Origin of the sequence: Proteiniphilum sp., from assembly GCF_034331125.1 — a bacterium.
GTDB lineage: Bacteria > Bacteroidota > Bacteroidia > Bacteroidales > Dysgonomonadaceae > Proteiniphilum > Proteiniphilum saccharofermentans.
Map to the genome: position 1 here is coordinate 156,725 of NZ_JAXQGC010000006.1, position 20,897 is coordinate 177,621.

Annotated in this window: 18 protein-coding genes; 5 read left to right on the plus strand and 13 right to left on the minus strand. The window is 45.3% G+C overall.

The features are described from left to right. Positions 1–5: 5 nt before the first annotated feature. The 12 genes from U2P89_RS02030 to U2P89_RS02085 form a co-directional block, all read right to left on the minus strand. Complete coding sequence (locus tag U2P89_RS02030) at positions 6–3,200, minus strand: SusC/RagA family TonB-linked outer membrane protein (protein WP_416188604.1); 3,195 nt, start codon at positions 3,198–3,200, stop codon at positions 6–8. A gap of 195 nt (positions 3,201–3,395) precedes the next feature. Further along, complete coding sequence (locus tag U2P89_RS02035) at positions 3,396–4,289, minus strand: AraC family transcriptional regulator (protein WP_322190483.1); 894 nt, start codon at positions 4,287–4,289, stop codon at positions 3,396–3,398. A 46-nt stretch (positions 4,290–4,335) separates the two neighbouring features. Then, positions 4,336–5,493, minus strand: coding sequence for a molecular chaperone DnaJ (dnaJ, locus tag U2P89_RS02040; protein WP_322190484.1), 1,158 nt, complete (start codon positions 5,491–5,493; stop codon positions 4,336–4,338). A gap of 1 nt (position 5,494) precedes the next feature. Then, the gene (locus U2P89_RS02045) at positions 5,495–6,100 is read right to left on the minus strand and encodes a nucleotide exchange factor GrpE (protein ID WP_322190485.1); all 606 of its coding nucleotides are present in this window, start codon (positions 6,098–6,100) and stop codon (positions 5,495–5,497) included. 155 nt (positions 6,101–6,255) lie between these two features. Continuing rightward, positions 6,256–6,792 carry an HD domain-containing protein gene (locus tag U2P89_RS02050; protein WP_322190486.1) on the minus strand — a complete coding sequence of 179 codons (537 nt, stop codon included), beginning with the start codon at positions 6,790–6,792 and terminating at the stop codon, positions 6,256–6,258. Positions 6,793–6,993: 201 nt separating this feature from the next. Further along, complete coding sequence (locus U2P89_RS02055) at positions 6,994–8,307, minus strand: TonB-dependent receptor (RefSeq protein ID WP_322190508.1); 1,314 nt, start codon at positions 8,305–8,307, stop codon at positions 6,994–6,996. Next, complete coding sequence (locus U2P89_RS02060) at positions 8,193–9,122, minus strand: TonB-dependent receptor (protein ID WP_322190487.1); 930 nt, start codon at positions 9,120–9,122, stop codon at positions 8,193–8,195. Before U2P89_RS02060 ends, U2P89_RS02055 begins: the two co-directional genes overlap by 115 nt. 542 nt (positions 9,123–9,664) lie before the next feature. Further along, positions 9,665–10,051: a hypothetical protein gene (locus U2P89_RS02065; RefSeq protein ID WP_091907546.1), complete on the minus strand. Its 387-nt coding sequence runs from the start codon at positions 10,049–10,051 to the stop codon at positions 9,665–9,667. A 107-nt stretch (positions 10,052–10,158) separates the two neighbouring features. Further along, positions 10,159–11,103 carry a hydrogen peroxide-inducible genes activator gene (locus U2P89_RS02070; protein ID WP_091907544.1) on the minus strand — a complete coding sequence of 315 codons (945 nt, stop codon included), beginning with the start codon at positions 11,101–11,103 and terminating at the stop codon, positions 10,159–10,161. A gap of 9 nt (positions 11,104–11,112) precedes the next feature. Further along, complete coding sequence (locus U2P89_RS02075) at positions 11,113–12,087, minus strand: dihydroorotate dehydrogenase-like protein (RefSeq protein ID WP_092024666.1); 975 nt, start codon at positions 12,085–12,087, stop codon at positions 11,113–11,115. Between the two features lie 108 nt (positions 12,088–12,195). Continuing rightward, on the minus strand, positions 12,196–12,858 hold the full coding sequence (locus U2P89_RS02080) for a YggS family pyridoxal phosphate-dependent enzyme (protein WP_322190488.1): 663 nt from the start codon (positions 12,856–12,858) through the stop codon (positions 12,196–12,198). Beyond that, complete coding sequence (locus U2P89_RS02085) at positions 12,858–13,307, minus strand: DUF4494 domain-containing protein (protein ID WP_076932317.1); 450 nt, start codon at positions 13,305–13,307, stop codon at positions 12,858–12,860. Before U2P89_RS02085 ends, U2P89_RS02080 begins: the two co-directional genes overlap by 1 nt. 132 nt (positions 13,308–13,439) lie before the next feature. On the opposite strand from U2P89_RS02085, the gene U2P89_RS02090 reads away from it, so the two are divergent. Beyond that, positions 13,440–14,117 carry a DUF554 domain-containing protein gene (locus U2P89_RS02090; RefSeq protein WP_092024579.1) on the plus strand — a complete coding sequence of 226 codons (678 nt, stop codon included), beginning with the start codon at positions 13,440–13,442 and terminating at the stop codon, positions 14,115–14,117. A gap of 101 nt (positions 14,118–14,218) precedes the next feature. Continuing rightward, positions 14,219–15,643, plus strand: coding sequence for a basic amino acid/polyamine antiporter (locus U2P89_RS02095; RefSeq protein WP_322190489.1), 1,425 nt, complete (start codon positions 14,219–14,221; stop codon positions 15,641–15,643). Positions 15,644–15,706: 63 nt separating this feature from the next. On the opposite strand, the gene U2P89_RS02100 is transcribed toward U2P89_RS02095, so the two are convergent. Next, positions 15,707–18,085 carry a TonB-dependent receptor gene (locus tag U2P89_RS02100; RefSeq protein WP_091907538.1) on the minus strand — a complete coding sequence of 793 codons (2,379 nt, stop codon included), beginning with the start codon at positions 18,083–18,085 and terminating at the stop codon, positions 15,707–15,709. Between the two features lie 306 nt (positions 18,086–18,391). On the opposite strand from U2P89_RS02100, the gene U2P89_RS02105 reads away from it, so the two are divergent. From U2P89_RS02105 to U2P89_RS02115, 3 genes are read left to right on the plus strand one after another with little or no spacing between them, the layout of a single operon-like run. Further along, positions 18,392–18,898 carry a radical SAM-associated putative lipoprotein gene (locus U2P89_RS02105; protein ID WP_091907537.1) on the plus strand — a complete coding sequence of 169 codons (507 nt, stop codon included), beginning with the start codon at positions 18,392–18,394 and terminating at the stop codon, positions 18,896–18,898. 19 nt (positions 18,899–18,917) lie between these two features. Further along, complete coding sequence (locus U2P89_RS02110) at positions 18,918–20,045, plus strand: TIGR04133 family radical SAM/SPASM protein (protein ID WP_322190490.1); 1,128 nt, start codon at positions 18,918–18,920, stop codon at positions 20,043–20,045. A gap of 46 nt (positions 20,046–20,091) precedes the next feature. After that, positions 20,092–20,841 carry a hypothetical protein gene (locus U2P89_RS02115; protein WP_076931656.1) on the plus strand — a complete coding sequence of 250 codons (750 nt, stop codon included), beginning with the start codon at positions 20,092–20,094 and terminating at the stop codon, positions 20,839–20,841. The last annotated feature ends 56 nt before the right edge of the window (positions 20,842–20,897 follow it).

A 20,897-nucleotide genomic window follows, 5' to 3' on the forward strand; every position in this document is an offset into this window, starting at 1 on the left:
GGCACTTAAAATGAAATGTTTAAACCAAACGAGAAAACGGTAGGGGACGGATAGCGTCCGTTATCCAGGCCGAATACATTCTGGCTGGCGGTACTTGCCCCGATTTCGGGATCATAGCCACTGTAGCCGGTAATCGTCCATAGATTTTGAATATTGGCATATACACGCAAATTCTGCAATCCCCAATTCTTTATGGTTTCGGTCGGGAATGTATAGCCCAAAGCGATATTCTTAAAGCGGATATACGACCCGTCCTCGATGTAACGGTCACTGATGCGGTCATTATCGTTGGGATCCTGGATGGAAGCCCGCGGAATAGATGTTTCAGGATTTGCCACCTTTACATTAGCCACATCGTCATACCAGTTAGTACCTTCAGCATAAACCTTATCGGGATCAACAGGCACGAGTATGGCACGATCGGCAATCGAGTTCAACTGGTTGGTCCATGCGGAGTTCATGCGCGTAAGTTTCATCCCGAGATAGTTGAACACTTTATTCCCATACGAACCGTTGATAAAGACGGAAAGGTCAAAATTCTTATAGCGGAACGTATTTGTCCATCCGAATGTAAACTTAGGCATGGGGGAACCGATATTGGTTTTGTCATGCTCGTCGATCACACCGTCGGGAACCCCTTCCGGACCGCTCAGGTCTTTGTACTTAATATCGCCTACCCACACTGTGTTGGAGCGATTGAACACGCCGTCCGCCGGATATTTTGCAGGCTTCGGAGAATTCTGTAGATCTTCCAGATCTTTGTAAACACCATCGGTCACGTAACCGTAAAAGTTGTAAAGCGACTCACCTACCGTAGACACACTGACAACATCCGTCCATTGACCGTACCCGACAATTTGCGCGTTGCTTGTACCGGCAAGCCCTTTGAGTTTATTCTTATTGAATGAGATCTGGAAATCCGAATCCCATTCAAAGCGGCCCACGATGGGACGGGTATTCAAAGAGATCTCCAACCCTTTATTCTCGATGTTGCCATAATTACCCCAGGGTGCAGCCAACGCCGAAGAAGCATTGCCCGACGTGCCCATATAGGAAGGCAGTTGCAAGGGCATCAACATGTCACTGGACTCTTTTTTGTACCAGTCGACTATCAAATTTATACGATCGCGGATGAAACCCAGGTCGAGACCGACATTCCATTGTTCCTGCGATTCCCATTTAACACCCGTATTGGGTATATTGGAAGGGCGATACCCCATCCCCAGGCCGGATGGCATACGGGTAATACTGGTACCCCACAGATAACCGCCGATATTGGAATTACCGGTCTGTCCCCATCCGACGCGTAATTTACCGTTACTGACCGCTCCTGTCAGGGGTTCAAAGAACGTTTCATTGGAGAAACGCCAGGAGGCGGCAAACGAGTGGAATCCGGCCCAACGGTTTTCGGGGCCGAAGTTGGATGAACCGTCGCGGCGGTAGGTATAGGTTCCCAGATAGCGATCGGCATAATTATAGTTCAAACGGGTAAAGACTGAAACCATGGCCGAACTCCCGAACCCTGCATTAATGGTTGGCGTTCCGGTCCCCAGGGCCGGATTGTGGACTTCATCGGAAGGAAGGCCGGTATTAAACACACTGGTAAAGTCATAGCGAGCCTCCCAGGCTTCCTGCCCGATCATCGCCGTAAAAGAATGATCCTCTATATTTCCGGCATAAGTAAGGTAGTTTTTTAACTGCCAGTATGTACTCCTGTTATTCTGAATACGACTTTCATTACTTGCACGTTTCCATGCACCCAGATCGACCATCGGTTTATAGCGCTCGGCTTTGGATGCACTGATGTCATACCCCAGCTCTGTATGCCAGGTAAGATTTTTGACGGGCGTCACATCGAAAAAGATGTTTCCTGACAGTTTCTGTCGTCCCAACAGGATTTCATCCATCATCGCCAACGCTATCGGGTTCGGATTTGTATAACCCTCCTGTACAATGGTTGCATAGCTTCCATCGATATTATAGATAGGCATATCGGGGATGGTCTGAAGGGAATAATTAATGATTCCCTCGTCACTGTCAGCCAGCTTCAGGTCTTCATCCGTCGCGGAATAGGTAGCGCTTAATCCCATTTTCAACCATTTTTTCAACTGGGCATCCAGATTGGCACGGAACGAGTAACGACTGAAATTCGATCCTATCAGTGTCCCATCCTGATCCATATACGAACCTGAAACGTAATACTGCACCCTTTCGGTTCCCCCCTGTACAGATATCTGATGCTGATGCTGCAGGGCTGTGCGGAAGATGGCATCCTGCCAGTTCGTTCCTACTCCCAACAGGGAAGGATCCGCATAATCGTTGTCCTCCTCAAGCTGTCCTGTCGAAACCAGATCGTTGTAGTAAGTCGCGAACTCACGCAAATTCATCATGTCCAACCGCCTTGTCTGGCGCTGTACCGCGGTCATACCGTCATACGTAAATCTGGCTTCTCCCGCCTTACCGCGTTTGGTAGTAACCAACACCACACCATTAGCCCCCTGCGCCCCGTAGATGGCCGTTGCCGAAGCATCTTTCAGGATTTCCATGGATACAATATCTGCGGGATTAATGGTGGATAGCGGAGAAATGGTAGAAACCGACCCGTTACCCAACGCGTCGCCCAGGCCAAAGTCGGCGCCGCTCTGGCCACCGCCCTGCACGATAACACCATCAACAACGTACAAAGGCTCAGCCCCGGCATTGATGGTCGCCTGCCCGCGTACACGAATGGAAGAAGATGACCCCGGAGCACCGGAAGTCATAACGGCCGTTACCCCGGAGGCGCGCCCCTGTAATGCCTGATCAAGGTTGGTAATGACCGATCCTTTGATGGCATCCTCCCCAACCGATACCGAAGCACCGGAAAGGTCGCTCTTTCGCATTGTTCCGTAGCCGACCACCACAACCTCGTCTAACAGTTCACTATCCTCCTCCATCTCGAGGTTCAATGAAGTTTGGGTTCCCACAGGAACTTCCATCGTTTTATATCCTATGCTCGAAACAACCAGGACGGATCCGGAAGATGCGACTGTAAGAGAAAAATTCCCATCAATATCGGTTACAGTACCGTTTGATGTCCCCTTTTCCATAATATTAGCACCAATCATCGCCATTTTATCCTTACTATCGACAATAGTTCCGGTAATCCTGCGCTGTTGTGCCATCAATGATATGCTCGTTATCAGAGCCAGACATAACATAAAAATGTTTTTCATACAATGTGGACTATTATAAAAATTAAAAAAAGCTACATTTATGTTACAAAAGTAGATATGCGGACATGTAATTTCAAGTATTATCTTATCCCATAATGATACTTTTCTTACTGCATCATAAAACTCCAATAGACTTACATATAGGAAAAGAAAAAAAGTAATGAACTGCGAAAGAAAGTATCAGATGATCATTTTCGTTTTCCGGTAACTTTCACGGAATTCTTTAGGGGAGCAGCCTTTTCTTTTTTTAAAAATACGATTAAAATTCGATAAATTGTTAAATCCGCAATCGTAACAGATCTCTGCAACGGAATTGGTGGTGCCGACCAGCATCCTTGCGGCATGGCCCAAGCGGATATCGATGATATAATCGGACACTGTTTTTCCGGATCTTAGTTTAAAAAATCGACTTAAAGCTACAGGAGTCATGCCGATAATACCTGCAAGGTCTTCGAGCCGTATCTCCTCTTTATAATGGTTATTGATATATTCATGTATCTTTCGTACGCGCCGGCTATCGGAATTATCATCGATATGGGCAAACGAAGTACTGGCCAATGTACGGTAATTATCGCATAAGGACAGTTCATACAGGATGGTCAACAACTTTATTACGGCATGAAATCCCGATTTTTCGGCGGAAAGCGTATCGAGCATGGGATAGATCTTCATAATGGTTTCCATCGGAAAGTTAACCCCTTTCTGAGCGCTGTTGAGCATCTTGCGGATACTGTCGAACTGGTTCTTATGGATGAAATTGCCGAAAAAAAGATCTTTGGAGAATTGAATGGTTATCTCCCGGATATGCTTGGAAGTACATTGGTGCTGTTCCCAGACATGCTCGAGATCCTCACCGGCGATAAGTGTAAGGTCGTACTTGCCGATAATTTCGACAGAATCTCCCACAATACGCCTTACTCCCTCGGCATTTTCAATATAATTGATCTCGAACTCACTATGGGAATGCAAAGGATAGGTGAACTCCGATTTCCTCCGGTCAGCAATATAAAAGCAATCCTTATCCGATAAAGGAGTGATTTCATGTATGATATATCTGCTATCCGGAGTGGCCATCGACACCTAACCATTAAGATCCCATAATAATTTTATAAAGATAATACTAATCGAACATTCTTTTGAATTTATCGAACACTTTTCTCCGTTCCGTCTTAGATGGGATAAAGTTTTCCGACTTATCCATTTCCTGCAGCCACTTCCGTTCCTTGTCGCTCAGGTTCTCCGGTACATAAACGTTTACATTGACCAGCTCGTCACCTTTGCCGAATCCATTTACTGAAGGAAGTCCCTTATTACGTAAACGTAATACTTTACCCGGTTGCGTACCCGGTTCGATTTTTACTTTTGCGACTCCGTCGATAGTGGGCACCTCCACCGTACCTCCAAGGGCAGCCATGGGAAAACTGAGAAACAGATTATATATCACATCATTTTCGTCACGGATAAGATCGGGATCCTGTTCTTCTTCCACAACAATCAGCAGGTCGCCATTAATTCCACCCCGGCGTGCAGCATTCCCTTTTCCTGACATGGACAGTTGCATTCCTTCGGCAACACCTGCAGGTATCCTGATTGAGAGTATCTCTTCATCACGCACAATTCCTTCACCATTGCAATAAGAACATTTTTTTGTAATAGTCGTACCTTCACCGTTACAGGTAGGACAGGTGGAAGAAGTCTGCATCTGTCCCAGAATGGTATTTGTCACCCGTGTCACCACTCCCGAACCATTACAGGTACTACACGTAGAGGTAGAATTGCCGTTTTCAGACCCGTTACCATTACAATGGGAACAGGAGACATATTTCTTTACCTTGATCTTCTTCTCCACGCCATTAAGGATCTCTTTCAGATTCAATTTCACCTTAACACGAAGATCCGACCCTCTGTTCACCCTTCTTCCCCGCTGGGAACCGCCGAAGCCGCCAAAACCTCCGAAGCCGCCAAAATGGCCGCCAAAGATATCTCCGAATTGGGAGAAAATATCTTCCATCGACATACCTCCACCGCCGAAGCCGCCCGAAGCAGCGCCACCTACACCGGCATGTCCGAACTGGTCATACCTGACACGCTTCTGCTCATCGCTCAACACCTCATATGCTTCTGCAGCCTCTTTAAATTTTTCTTCCGCCTCTTTATCACCCGGATTTTTATCGGGGTGATACTGAATGGCTTTTTTACGGTAGGCTTTCTTTATCTCGTCGGCAGTAGCAGTCTTGGATACTCCCAATACTTCATAATAATCTCTTTTTGCCGCCATCTTATTCTCCCACAATTACTTTCGGAAATCGGATAATCTTATCGTTCAGCCGGTATCCTTTCTGGATACAATCCACCACTATTCCCTTCTGTGACGCTTCCGGCGCCGGAATAGTAGTTATCGCCTCAAAACTGTCGGCATCGAAAGGCTGTCCGATGGCTTCGATCTCATTCACTCCGTGTTGCTTCAGGAAAGCGACAAATTTCATATAGATAAGATCCATCCCTTCCAACATGGCTTCTCTGTCTTCCGTCTTATGTAATGATTCAAGTGCACGATCAAAATCGTCCACCAGAGTTATAATATCAAGCAAGACGCGCTCCCCGCCGCTTTTGATCAGGTCAGCCTTCTCCTTCAGCGTACGTTTCCGGAAATTGTCGAATTCGGCATTCAGACGAAGATAGCTGTCGTTCAGTTCATCATATTTATGCTGAAGATCATTCTCGTCCGTTTCCGGTTGTTCTACCGTATCTTCTGCCGCATTTACCTCTTCGGCTTCATCTGACATTTTGTCTCCGCCTTCACCGTTGACAGACTCGCCCCGGTCGTAGAACTCCTTTTCGTTGAACTCTTCGGGATCTTTATTCGATTGATTGTTATTACCCATATAGTTGTTTTATTTGATTTCGTTCATATAATTAAAAGTGACAACTTAAGTACCCGGACACTTAGGCACCCAGGTACCCAGACACTTTCTCACCTTTCCACTTCTAACACTGCAAATAGTTTGCCAAAAATAAAAAAATGAAGTATTTACCGATCTCAAAGAAAAAGTTCACACCATTCATCAAATACTTCCACGTCATGCGAATCGTGATTGGCAAGGCTCTGCCTGATCTTTTTCAACGGCTTCTCCTTCCCCAACTGTGATTTCGAAAAAAACTTATCGGCAAAGCAAATAATTTTCTCCTCCAGGCTCTGCGGGCGCATATCCCTGTAAGGAACCGGTAATTTCCGGTTGATAATGGTCTCCAGACTTAATCCGGTACCAGTATGCCTTTCACACACCAATCCGTGTTTGGGATAACCTTCTTCTGTAAGCAATTCACGTCCCAGATAACCGTGGCAAATATAGGGATAACCGCCTTCACAGGCAATATGTGGCGCTTTTGTCAGGAAAATACCGATATCATGAAGCATACCCGCCTCCTCAATAAACCGGACATCTACTGCCAATTCCGGATGCTTTTGGACAATCGAAAGGGACTTATTTGTCACATCCGTCACATGGGACATATAAATATCATAGAGTTTTGTTCCCTTTTTATAATATTTGTCGATAATTGTCTGTATATCCATAAATAAGCCAACAAATTTCCGATTCAATTCTTTTTTGAAAAATCGGAATCGGAATATGCATACTTCTATTACAAAAGTAATATAAAAAATAGATGAGATGATAAGAGATCATAACATTTATCCGGGTTCCTCCCGGTAAAAGGGAGAAAAACCCGGATAAAACAGATATATTCCCGACAAATAGCCGGGAGTATGATAAGCCTACAAATTCCCGAACCGGAAACCAACGTTGATGGTACGCGGCTGGGAAGGGCCGTAGATATACGCGGCATCGCGGTAAACACCTCTGTCGTAATCATTCTGTATCTGGTTGAAGATATTCTTCACGCCGGCAAAGAACTCCAACGTCGTTTCTTTACCCAAGTGGAAATCATAGGAGAGTAACAGATCCGCCACGAGAAAACTGCGGGTTCTCTCTAACCTCTCGCCTTCGATGATGTAACCATTGTTGATAGCAGTCTCGACTCTCTCCCGTTCAGCGCCCTCAAAATCATCGGCAGAAAGGCCGAAATGGGGCACATCCATTGGGCCGGTATAGTTGAGTGAGAAGGATGCATTGAGGTGATGTGTCGGTTTCCAGATAAAAGTCGCGTAACCATACTGGTTGGGAGTTCTCATAAAATTTCGTGAGACACTTTCGTCCTCTTCACCCCAGGCTTGTGCTGTTTTATAGCGGCTGGCCTGGAAAGTAAATCCGAGTTGCGTTTCTATCTGGGTGGAAAAAAGCGACTTCAATTCGAGATTGATCCCGGAAACATAAGCACCATCTTCGGCATTCACCCGCTCGTAGTAAAAACCACGCGACTCATCATCCTCGTCAATCAGCGCATACTCATTGGCGAACGGGTCATTCAACAGTGTATAAAACCCTTCTGCCAGAAAATCGTGATAGGTCCCTCCCCAATCGAATACCGAGTTGAAAGAGGCAGTAAAAGCATTGGAGGTCTCTTGTTTCAGATCGGGAGAATTACGGGTTTCCACCCGTGTGGCATTTACCAGGTCGATATGAAGGTCTTCATTGAATATCTGTGGGGCACGATAACCTCTGGCGTACCCTACCCGGAAACGCAAATCGGGTGTCAGCTTATAGAGCAAGCCCACACGAGGTACCCAAACTCCACCCTTGGGGTCATCGCTTACGCTTTCCGTATCTTTGATCCGATAGTAGTCATAACGAAGACCCAGAGAAAGGTTTACCTTGTCCGATTTCCAATCCTGCTGCACGAAAGTTCCCAACGTATTCACGGTCTGGTCGGCGAGTTTGGTGTTCTCCTCTCCTTCTGCACCCAGCTTCACGTCATGCAGATTGTCGTTGGTATTATCAATCCCGAAGACAGTAGTAGAGGGTGCAAACAAAAACCAGTCGCTATTAAGGTTGTACTGAGCCCCTACCGAAGAAGTCAGCCCTTTCGTATCTCCATAAGCGTTAGGATCCTGCTCTGCTCCATAATAGGAGGCACGGGCAACATGGTGTATATATAGCCTCCCGTTTTCCGGTCGTCGCTGATTACAGATGCGTTGACGTTCAACTGCGCGTCTGCCTTCGTATTAGAGCCTTCACGCCCACCCACGTTGATCGCTCCGAGTCGGCTTTCAACACTGAATGAGTTCCTGGCCGGTTCCCTCGTGATGATGTTGACCGTTCCGGCAATAGCATTCCCCCCGAAGAGGGCCGATCCGCCGCCGCGCACCACTTCCATCCGCTCCACCATATTGGTAGGGATCAGTTCCAGCCCATATACACCGGACAGCCCGCTGAATACCGGGCGGCTGTTCAATAGTATCTGGGTGTAGAGACCCTCCAACCCGTTCATCCTCAGCTGGGTGAAACCGCAATTCTGACAGTTGGTCTCCGTACGAAGCCCCGGTGTAAAAGAGAGTCCCTCGGCTATATTCACCGACTGGGTACGCACCATTAACTCCGGAGAGATAGACGAGACAACAACCGGCGCCTCGGCACGGTTGGTCTGGTTACGGTCGGCGGTAACCACAACAGTTTCCAATTGCAAGCGATCCTCCTCAATCACAAATTTGATCTCCTCGGTAGTGTTGGCTTTGGTAGTTACTTTCCTGGTTACGCTCTTGTAGCCGATTCCGCTGACGCGTACGGTCAATTCCCCTATCGGCAGGTCTATTAACTGGAAGTGTCCGGTAGCATCGGTCGAAGTACCGATGGTCGTTCCATCTATCGATACAGTCACATAGGGAACATGTTCCCCCCCGCACTGTACATCACCTACGATATTGGCATCTGTGCCTGCATGTGCTTGCGCCTTTCCCGCAACCACAGTAATAAAAAGGATTATTGTAATTAATATAATTTTTTTCATATGATTATTTTATTGTTTTATTTCGGTATATGGAACCTTTGATGTTCAAAATAATCATTCCCTTCGGGTGTTTAATGAATATTTCCGTTAAGCTAAATGAACAGAAGACAAACAAGTTTGTCTTCTGCCATAGCGAGGAAATATCTACTTCAGTGAATATTTTAAACATGTCGGTTTCATATGATTATTAAAACTTATTGTATGTTGTCTTTTAAAATAAAGTGTAAACCTGTCCGCATTATGCCATAGAGAGAACTAATAATCGAGTAGCAAGTGACTCAAATAGTCCCAACTATGGAAATAGCAGAATAAATTAAGAAAGTCTGAAAGAAATAGTCTAATTTTAATGAACCACGTCGACTGATAACCGAAAATCAACATAGTTAAATATAAAGAACCAAAGATAAGGGATGTTTGAGTTTCATCGCAAATGATAAACACAAAGCCATATCATGTGTGTAGTGCAAAACAAGCCTTTCCCGTAGCTTAGAAAACACAAGCCTGACACGGCCAATAACCGTTTCTGATGAAAAAAAGAAAATTTACAAAGGCTGTAAATCCATCCCAAATAGAGTGGGTGGGGAACGTCCTCTTGATTTTGCAAAGTATTTAAGATGTAGTGACGGGTAAATAGAAGAGAAAACCCTTTTGTAGCCAATTCTGAGGACAGTAGCGGACAGCGTAATTAAAACAAAGAACAGAAACTGAAGTTGAGCCAAAACAAACAGTTCCGCTGCCGTATGATGGTGTGTTTTAATAGGGGCAGGATCCTGGCTCTTTTTATACGGGTGAGCATGTAAGATGACTTGTCCGTCGGGCAACCGGTGGGCATGCAAAAAAACAGCATTATTCAGGATAAACAGACCGAGCACCACAATTAACAACCGGGCGATCTGTTTGGATATGCTATTTCTGAATGTCAATTTCATCTTGTTTCACCACTCATGAATCACAAAAGTACAAATTTAGGCTAATCTAACAAATTTTTCCGTCCGAGAAGAACATTTCTTTTTTGTTTCGTTATAGCGAGTGGGCATTACAACGGCACGACGTATTTCTTCATTGCCGAATCCTGGAAGGATTTGGGTACTGCCGATTTCACTTCGTCGGTAATGATACCGATCATTCGTTCGCGCAGGAACTCCTGGCGGGTGATCAGGCTGATCTCACGTACCGGAGTGGAATTTTTGAAAGGACGTACATTCTTTTTCTGCCTCTCACTCATATTGGCAAGTGCCATCTCCGGAATAACCGTAAGCCCTTCATTCTGATCCACAATATTGATTAATGTATCAATACTGCCGGCTTCATAGGAAAAGATGGAATTGTTGGAGCCACGTTTTTTCTTCAGATTGCACAAATGCAATATCTGGGTTCTGAAACAGTGTACTTCATCCAATAACCAGAGTGCGGAGGAATTCAGGTCGCTTTCATCGAGTGCCGTTTTGGCAAACAACGCTTTCTCCAACGGAGAAACATAAGCGAAAAACCGCTCATAATAGATCGGATATTCCTTGATGGAAGGTTCTTTCAGGGGTGTAGCCAGAATACCTCCATCCAGTGAATCGTTTGAAAGTCCTTTCAGTATCTGGTCAGTGGTCAATTCGGAAACAACGATACGTACATCGTGTCGGTTTTCGCGGTGAACCTGCATCAGCTTCGGCAACAGGTAGGGCGACACGGTAGGAATAATACCCAAACGGAAGACACCCTTCACAATTCCCCTTTCCTCCTGGATAATCTCCTTGATCTGACTTACCTGGGCTACCGCAATACGAGCCTGGTTAATAATCCGTGCACCTATATCGGTCGGCTGTACCGGAAGTTGGGAGCGATCGAATATTTTCACTCCCAATTCCTCCTCCAGTTTCTGGATCATCATGCTCAATGTAGGCTGAGTCACAAAAGAGGCTTCAGCAGCTTTGGAAAAATGGCGGTAATTATCTACCGCGATGATATATTCTAATTGTTGGATGTTCATCTTCTTATATTACTTGTAACTGGAGAAATATTTCATGAATTGTACCCGTTCGTAGAGGGCGGAATCCTTGATGTTGGCATAGTTCAACTTACCCTTAAAATCATCTATGCGTTCATAGTTGCTCTGGAGCATCCACTCTTCCATACACATAAGAGTATCTTCTATCACGTCGAGACCCTGCTCGTAAAGCAGGCTGCAGAGTTGAATAGCTCCTGCTCCCGCCAGAATTCCCTTGACAGAATCTTCCCATGAGTGCACTCCATAGGAACAGGCTATGTCGAAATCCGGCACCCGACCCGAAACAATGGCTGTCCAGCGAAGAGTATCACTGAAGTCGGAAGGATTGCTGAATACCGGCCCGGAGGTGATTTCCAGATTTTTAATATCAATATCGAGTTGATAAAAACGGTTAAAGAGTACTACTCCGCCCGCACCCAACGCTTTCAGTTTCCCTACGAGTCCTGGCAGATTGCTGATATTCTTGGCCATCTTTATTACAACAGGAATACGGATAATCTTCCTCAATTCTCTTACAATATTCACATAAGAGTCCTCCAGATAAGTATCTCCCAATTCTCCTGCGTTCAATACAAACAGGTTAAGTTCAATCGCATCGGCTCCGGCATCCTGAATGGTCTTGGCAAATTCAACCCAACGGCTTAATTTATAGCAGTTGATGCTGGCTACGATGGGAATGTCACACTCTTTTTTGGCTGAACGGATCAGATCAAGGTACTTCTCCATATGATTCATCTCAATATATGTATTGATATAATCAGCCGCTTCAGGATAATCAGCGATCTGGGAAAGTTTTTCGGAGTGATTCTCGATCTGCTCCTCGAATAGTGATTTCAACACAATAGCCCCTATACCGGCATTTTCCAACTCTTTAATTTTTTTTACTGAATTAGTAAGACCGCTACTCGCTGCTACTAACGGATTCTTTAACCGTAACCCTGCAAAGGTTGTTTCTAAATTGACCATGAATATACTATGTTTTTCAAAAAAATTATAATCAACAAAAATAGGCATTTTATCGATAAAATCAATAACTTATATCGGAAATATATTGGAATTTGGTTGTGGAGGGATTTAGCGGTCACCAAAGATCAGGGTTCCTATCCGTATCATGGTGCTTCCTTCTTCAATAGCGACCGGATAATCGCCTGTCATTCCCATGGAGATTTCTTTGAAAGCGGTGTCGTGTCGGAAAAAACCGGTTTTAAATTCGTCGAACAATAATTTCAATTGCCGGAACTCGTCGCGCACTTGATCCACATCATCGGTAAAAGTAGCCATACCCATTACTCCGGCAATCCGTACATGAGGGCATGCTTTCCATTTACCCTCTTCAAGGAATTGGCGGCATTCTCCGGGCGAGAAACCGGCCTTGGTCTCCTCTTCGGCAATATGGATTTGCAATAGGCAGGAAATAATCCTTCTGTTGGCCGCTCCCTGCTTTTCGATCTCCAGCATCAACCGCTCATTGTCGAGGCTATGGATAAGGGAGATAAAAGGTGCGATCTGCTTCACTTTGTTCCGTTGCAGATTACCGATAAAATGCCACTCTATATCTCCGGGGAGTTGCTCTTTCTTGGCTACCAACTCCTGCACCCTACTCTCTCCAAAGACCCGAAGCCCGGCATCATAGGCTTCCCTAACCGTCTCAGCAGGATGGAATTTGGAAACCGCAACCAGTGTCACATCTGGTGGGACGGTTTCCCGTAAATCATCGATATGGGATCGTATAGACACTACTCTTGATTTTGATTTTTCTCTTCGCCATAAGGGAAAACATCCATGATAGCCGTCTCGGTTACCGAGGCAATGGCATAATCGATCATGGTCTTTTTCATTTCCCCCTCCACAATTTCCACAGCTTCTTTCAACGTGGAAGCCTGCACCAGCATATTGACGGCTGTTTTCTTTTCCGAGCCGCTCTTTTCATCGAGCGTTATAAAATAAAGTTTTGCCTTATAGTAACGGTCGCCCGTTTCATTGAAGAACGATTCAGTATATTTCACCCGTTTAATATCGGACACCGAAAACTCACCCGAAATAAAAGGTTTGATTTCTTCTATAATCCTTGCTTCCGCTTCGGTGAACGACAACGCGTCTACCAGATAGGGTTCAGTTACTGTTTTCTGCATGCCGGTCTCCAGCATCTTGTCATATCTTATCTTGCACTCAAACCAATTGTACATATATTTTTTATTTATCAGTTGCATCCTTTCGCAACGCAGTGCAAAGTTATGATTTTCCACCATTGATTTCAACCCTCACGGATACTAATTATCTCAAAAAAAATGATACTTTTGCAGATTATCGGTTAAAAAATGATTGGAACCCTCGTAAATACAGCAGCAGTAGCGGGTGGAGGCATGATCGGCCTGCTATTGAAAAAACGGATGCCGGAACGTGTCACCACCATCTATTTCCAGGCGATCGGACTCTTCACTCTGGCCATTGGTGCATCCATGGCCATTGAGATGGAAAAGATATTGATTGTAGTCAGCAGCCTTGCCATCGGCTCCCTGCTGGGAGAATGGGCCGATCTCGAAAAAGGTACCGAAAGGATGAGCGATTATCTGAAACACCGTTTTCGCATTGGCAGTGAAAAATTCTCGGAAGGACTGGTTACTGCATTTCTTCTTTTCTGCGTGGGATCCCTTACCATCATCGGCACAATCCAGGAAGGGACAGGCGGTTCACCCGACCTGCTTTTCACCAAGTCATTGATGGATTTTTTCTCGGCCATTCTTCTGGCTTCCGCTTTTGGCACGGGTGTCGTAATATCTGCTATTCCGCTTTTTATCTTCCAGGCTTCCCTCACCTTGCTGGCCAAATATGCCGCAACTCTCTTTACCGACGACATTATCCTCGGCCTTACCTCCACCGGTGGCATAATGTTGATCGGACTGGGGATAAATATACTGGGGATAAAAAAACTCCGTATTATGAATATGCTACCATCACTGATCATCGTCGTACTCCTGATCTGGATATTTGGTTAATCAGTATAAGTAAAAGAAATCCCAAACGCACAGCCTCCCTTTGAAGAGATTGGAGAGATTGATGAGATTGAAGGGATTGAAGGGATTGAAGGGATATATTAATGAAGAAAAAAGATGAAAAGTTAGGCCTATGGCTGCTGGTATTCGTGGCACTCGGGTCCATGATCGGGTCAGGGATCTTCAATTCACCGAAAGACCTCATCCAGGTAGCCAATCCACAGGGAACCATGCTCACCTGGGTCATCGGGGGGATCGGAGCTTTGATGCTGGCACTGGTATTCGTCTATCTGGCGGGGCGAAAACCCGAACTCAAGAGCGGAGTCTATGCCTATGCCCGCGATGGGTTTGGTGATTATATGGGTTTCAATTCCGCCTGGGGGTACTGGTCGGTAGGCTGGTTAGGAAACATCAGCTATCTGGCCCTCTTCTTTAAAACATTAAACGATTTGTTGGGCAAACAGGCCCTTTCTCCCATACAATCCTTCTTCATCGGATCGGCTATCCTCTGGTTTTATTATGCTATCCTGAGGGCAGGAGTAAAGGAAGGCGCCATCCTCAACTTCATCGTAACAGTTGCCAAGTTGATCCCTATTATATTAATCATTCTGCTGGCTCCGGCTCTCTTCGATTGGGAACTCTTTCATATCACAGACTGGCAATGGGAACTCGCTGCTAACGGAGCTGCGACAACCCCCATACAACAGGTGGGAAACGCAATGGCCATCGTTCTTTGGTGCTTTGTGGGAGTAGAAGCAGCCTCAGTACTGTCGGGGAGAGCCAGGAAGCAGAAAGCCGTGCGTACTGCCACCATTCTCTCTACCCTGATTGTGCTGGCCATATATATGCTTATTACGCTGATAGCAATGGCAAGTATTCCTGCAGGGGAACTGGCTTCTTCGGAGACACCCCTTGCCCTGGTGCTGGAACGTACCATTATAGGTGTTGCAGGCGGGATCATTATCAAGTTAGGAATTATGGTGTCGGTATTGGGAGCCAGCCTTTCGTGGATACTGCTCTCGGTAGAGACGATGTATGCCGCTGCCAGAGACAGTGTAATGCCCCGCCGCCTTGCCAAAGTGAACAGTAGAGGTACACCGGTGAACGCACTGCTACTGACACAATGCTTCACACAAGTCTTTCTGCTTGCCATCCTGTCGCCCAGATTGAACGAGACTTACCTTGCCGCCATCACCATTGCCACCACACTGGTACTGATACCCTACCTCCTCTCGTCTCTTTATGCGGTAAAGACCGCACTGCGTTACAGGAAAGAGGAGAAAACAGCAAGGAATGTGATCATTGCCCTGCTCGGCACACTGTATTCCACTTATGTGATCTATGCGGTAGGGATCAAATACCTGTTTCTTTCAGTACTTTTTTACGGTATCGGCTCCCTTTTATTTATCAAGGCTAAAAAAGAAAAAAAAGAACAGCCCAAACAGTGGGAATGGGCGGTCATTATCCTGTTACTTACCGGTACACTGCTGATTGTCGTACAAATCCTGACCGGGAAGATCGATCTTTAATGGGACTAAAAAAGGAGACCGCCTTGGGCAACCTCCTCTCTGTACATTTAATTGATTACGGAATTACCTGTTAAAGGTATAACGCAACGTAGCCCCGAAGCGGGTGGGATATCCACGCTGCACAAAGATATTCGTTTCATCGGTCGTCACATCATCCTGTTCAAATAGGAACGAGTTGTACTTTGTATTGAAAAGATTTTCCACCCAGCATTCCAATCCAAAGGCGCCTTTTTCTACAGCTATACTGGCATTGGTTATTCCGTAAAAAGGCTGGTAGAGATCTTCCGTGTCGGCATCATTCTTATTCGATTCCGTCCAGTAGATCTTTCCTACTCCCTGGTATTGTGCATTTCCAATCACACGGTCGATAAATGATCCGTAAGGTAGATGGTGTATATAGCTGGCTCCCAGACTCAATGTATGCTGAGGCGCAAAAGGCACATGGTTTCCCGAATAGTCTATCTGATCATCCCCCTCTTCCCCAATCTCATACTTTACAAAACGGGCATCGGCAAATCCGTACTCGGCAAAGAGAGAGAGATTATCCATCGGCACATATTTCAGGCTTAACTCAAAACCTTTACTTTCCGATTTACCCGCATTGGCAATAGTGCGTCCCGATGTACCTTGTTTGGCCAACTGGGTAATCTGCAAGTTATTGACATGGGTATAAAAAAGGGCATAGGTCAGTGAAAATCTCCTGTCCAGCATCTCATAACGGCCGCCCAACTCGTAGGTCCAACTGGTTTCGGGATCGTAGGAGAGTTGACCTTCTATGGGCGCCATGGGAGGCATTTCAGGAAGTTGAACGTTGCCAGGCACATACGGTTTAATGTTTCTAATCAATGATTCCATAAGAGCACCCTGTAACACATCCGAGAAGACCTGTTCATTATACCCACCTGTCTTATACCCTTTTGAAGCGGAAAGATAAACTTGTGAAGTAGGAGACATCTGGTATTTCAGTGCAAACTTAGGCAGTATTTTCCAAAAATCTTTACGGAAAGAACCTTCCAATAAAGTATCTCCCTCCACAAATATGGGTGGAATAGGCATAGGAGTCTGAAACACCATATTAATATCTCCCCCGTCACTCTCTGTGAAGTAATCGAGACCGGTATGTTCGTAATCGAACCGGATACCGGCTGTAGCAGAGAATCCCTCCACACCAAAAAGATTATTGAAGGTGGACTGGTGAAACAAAGCTGCGCCTCTCGATGGTTTTGTATATATACCGGGCAGATCAATCCGGTCATTGGCATACTCTAGACGAAGAGGTGCCCCAATACTCTCCATAAGCCTGTCCAAAGGCTGCTGCAACACCGCCACCATATCTTCTTTAAGTGCTACCGGCGTATCTATCTCCCGATTATCGACAAAACCGAAAGCACCCACCACCCAACGGTAGTTTCCCCGTCTGTCCGATTTCACGGTCACCTCCTGGCTTACGGAGTGCTGCTTCTGTTTCTGGTTGATAGAGAACACGGACTTAGGAGAGTAATCCTGGTCCATTTTCATATCATCTTTCAGATATTGAAAACCGGTAGTAGAATGGATTGTGAAACCGTTCCCGGTATAATCCAACGACAATCCGTTGGTAAACAGGTGGCGGTCATACGACGACGGCTCATTAAAACTGGACGCAGTAGAATCCTCATGCATATAGGGAAAAGCGCCACCGGACACATAGTCATAATTTCCAAAAAGCATCGCTTTGAATGAGGGAGAAGCCTGCCACTCCAGTTTGAACCTGCCTCCTGCATTTTCAGAAGCATCGACTTTCTTTCCGGTATAGCTGTCCATGAAATAACCATCGTCACGTTTGTAATAACCTGCAAGAGAAAGTCCAAAACGGTCGGAAAGCTTCCTGTAATCTGATCCTTTCGCAGAGAATTGTCCATAATTCCCTCCGCTCACCATTAGTTTAGTACCCTGGAAGGATAGAGGGGAAAGAGTATACATATTTACGATACCGCCAATGGCATTTCGTCCGTACAGGGTTCCCTGTGCCCCACGAAGCACCTCAATCCGTTGGATATCCTGAAACTCGAAATCGAATGCTGAAGGGTTAAAGCTGGGGACATTGTCCACGTAAAGGCTTACAGTCTGTGACCCGAGACGGGCACCCACACCCCGGATATAAATCGGAGTGGAGACTTTCGACCCGTAAGAAGGGATAAAAAAGTTAGGAATAAAAGCGCTCAATCGCGGCAACGATTCAATCCGGGCATCCTGCAACTGTTTTGGGGATACTACCGATATGGCTGTAGGCAGACTCTTCAATGCATTGGTCTCTTTCACGGAACTACTTATAACCACCTCATTCAGGTAATACACTTTTAACGTATCATCGGGGCTGGTCTCCTTAGCTGGTTCGTTATCTCCGGCAACCACACAAAAAGTGCTGCAGAAAACAAATATCACTAAAAACAAATTTCTCATTCTATGGATCGTTTTAACAGATTACATTTTATCTTCTAAGCCAAAATACAAAAGTTCATTAAAATTAGCCGTTTTCTCGCTATGGCAAAGTTCAAACAAGTTTGACTGTGCCCATTTAGCTTAACGAAAACGTTCGGATGCAAAGAAACAGCAAAATGGGACATCTGTCAATCACCACAATTAGTGATTTTTTTCTCTAAAAAAACAATTGTAAAAAAATATTGCTTTTGGTGCAACGTTTTTCCCTTTTTTTCATCTATATTATTATAATAACTCTAATTTTGTGTGAGTCTCAATGGATAACCTATGAAGAAATTTGTCTTAAGAACCTATGGGAAAATTATCGCTTGGGTCTTGACTGCATTAGGCCTATACACCTCCTGCGATATAATAGAGCCTCGTGTGGAGTACGGCAGTCCCTCCGCAGATTTCGTAGTCAAGGGAAATGTCAGTGATATGCAGAACCTGCAACCAATTGAGGATATGGCAGTCATCCGAAAATCCCGGACAGCACCTCACTGGAATGACACCGTAAGAACCGATGCCAATGGAAATTACGAACTGGAATTCACGGAAGTTGCTTTCGGCGCGGAAGATATATGGGTTTATACTTCGGATATTGACAAAGGAGAATACCGATCCGACACAATACGGATAAAAGCATCTGAACTGAGGCAAATTGGCAAGAGAAGAAAAAACTGGTACAACGGCAAGTTCGAAGGAAAAGCTGATTTTAAACTTGTCAGACATCCTGGTCCAATGCCCATGTATGGGGTAATTCCCGCAAAATACAAAGAAATAGAAGGAGAATAAGAAAATCAAACAAGGTTTTATGGATCCGAAGAAGAAACTCATACTTTCTCTCTACCAACAACACAAGGCTACACAGACCAAACTACACAAACTATCCTATCTCTTCTGGGAATGCACTTTGCGATGCAATTTCCACTGTGTACATTGCGGAAGCGATTGTACAAGACAAACAGCCGTGCCCGATATGCCAAAGGAGGATTTTCTGAAAGTTCTTGCGGATATCCGTCCGTACGTAAACCCACACAAAACCATGATCGTGCTCACAGGCGGTGAACCGTTGCTACGCAGAGATCTCGAAGAGTGCGGCCAGGCGATGTACAATATGGGTTATCCGTGGGGATTCGTAACCAATGGTTGGGGGTTGGACGAAAAAAGATTACAGTCCCTCCTTGATGCAGGATTACGCTCCGTGACGGTCAGCCTGGATGGCTACACGGAAGCGTCACACGACTGGTTCAGAGGAAAAAAGGGTTCCTGGTTGCGAGCCGTCAATGCTATTTCCAGAGTAGCTTCAACACCAGGTCTGGTATACGATGTGGTAACCTGTGTCAATAAAAAAAATATAGCTGATCTGTCTAAGCTTCGCGATTTACTCATTTCCATAGATGTAACACACTGGCGGTTATTTACCGTTTTCCCGAAAGGCCGCGCTAAAGACAATCCGCTTTTAAAACTCTCCACAGTGGAATTCCGGCAGATGATGGATTTCATTCGTGATACCCGACGTGAAGGAAAAATTAATGCCTCTTACGGTTGCGAAGGATATCTGAAGGACTATGAAATGGAGGTACGCGACACCCCTTTCCATTGTCAGGCAGGGATCAATATTGCGTCAGTGCTTGCCAACGGCGATATCAGTGCCTGTCCGAGCCTTAGGGGTGATTACGTGCAAGGCAATATCTATCAGGATGATTTCTGGACGGTCTGGAACAGCCGTTACCAGATTATGCGGGATCGTTCATGGACTAAAACCGGGAAATGTGCATCCTGTAAGTCTTATAAATATTGTCAAGGGAATGGTCTCCACCTACGTGACGAGAAGACGGGCGAACTATTGCATTGCCATCTCGAAATGATGGGAAAAGAGACACAAGCCGAACCAAAATTCGAAAATGTATTAACTGCAGCATTCCGCTTTTTAACGTAATAGCAGTTCTTTAAAATATTATTAGTCCTTATAGGCAACTGTGACCATGAAGATTAAACTCATTCTCTTTTTATTTATTTGCATGGGGACACTCTCCTATGCCCAGCAGACACAAAATTCCCCATCCAATAACCGGGAGAAAAAATGGCTCATTGATGTAACGGCAGGAACAAATATCGACCTGATCCACTCCAGTTCCAATCCTGAATCTAAACTACTTGGATCCAGGCCGGACGTAGTACCGGTATTCGGATCCCGGGTGACCTGGCTTTTTTCGAACCAGACAGGTGTGTACGCGAAACTACGTTTCAATCTATACAAAAGTAAAAGATCTGAATACAATCAGCAGGGTATTATAGAAGAAGTACTGGAAACTATCTTCCTCGACCATATCTTTTTTCCCGTTTCAAGATTGTATCCGTCTTTGGATGCGGGGATTATCTATCGTTTTGAACAAGACAGATGGAAAATCCATCCGGGAATAGGATTTGGAGTCATGAGTTATTTACCTGATAGTGAATCATCAAGAACCCGGAAAGAAAACAATTCTGAATTGAGTGTATCCTATAAGCAACACGCCCTACCTATCTTTCTGAATATGGGCCTATCCACTCGTTATTCAATTTCCCGAATAAGTTCTCTGATATTGGATATAAACTTTCAACAGCCCCTCCAAAAATCCTATGCAGAATTAATTACCCATACAGACGGAGTGGAGACCGACAGAAAATCATACCGGACATCCACCGCAGGAAGAAACCTAAATATTAGTATCGGCTACGGAATAACATTCTGAAAAGGATATCCGTTTTCCACCCTTGATCGAACCTCAAACACTGTTTCCTTGTTATT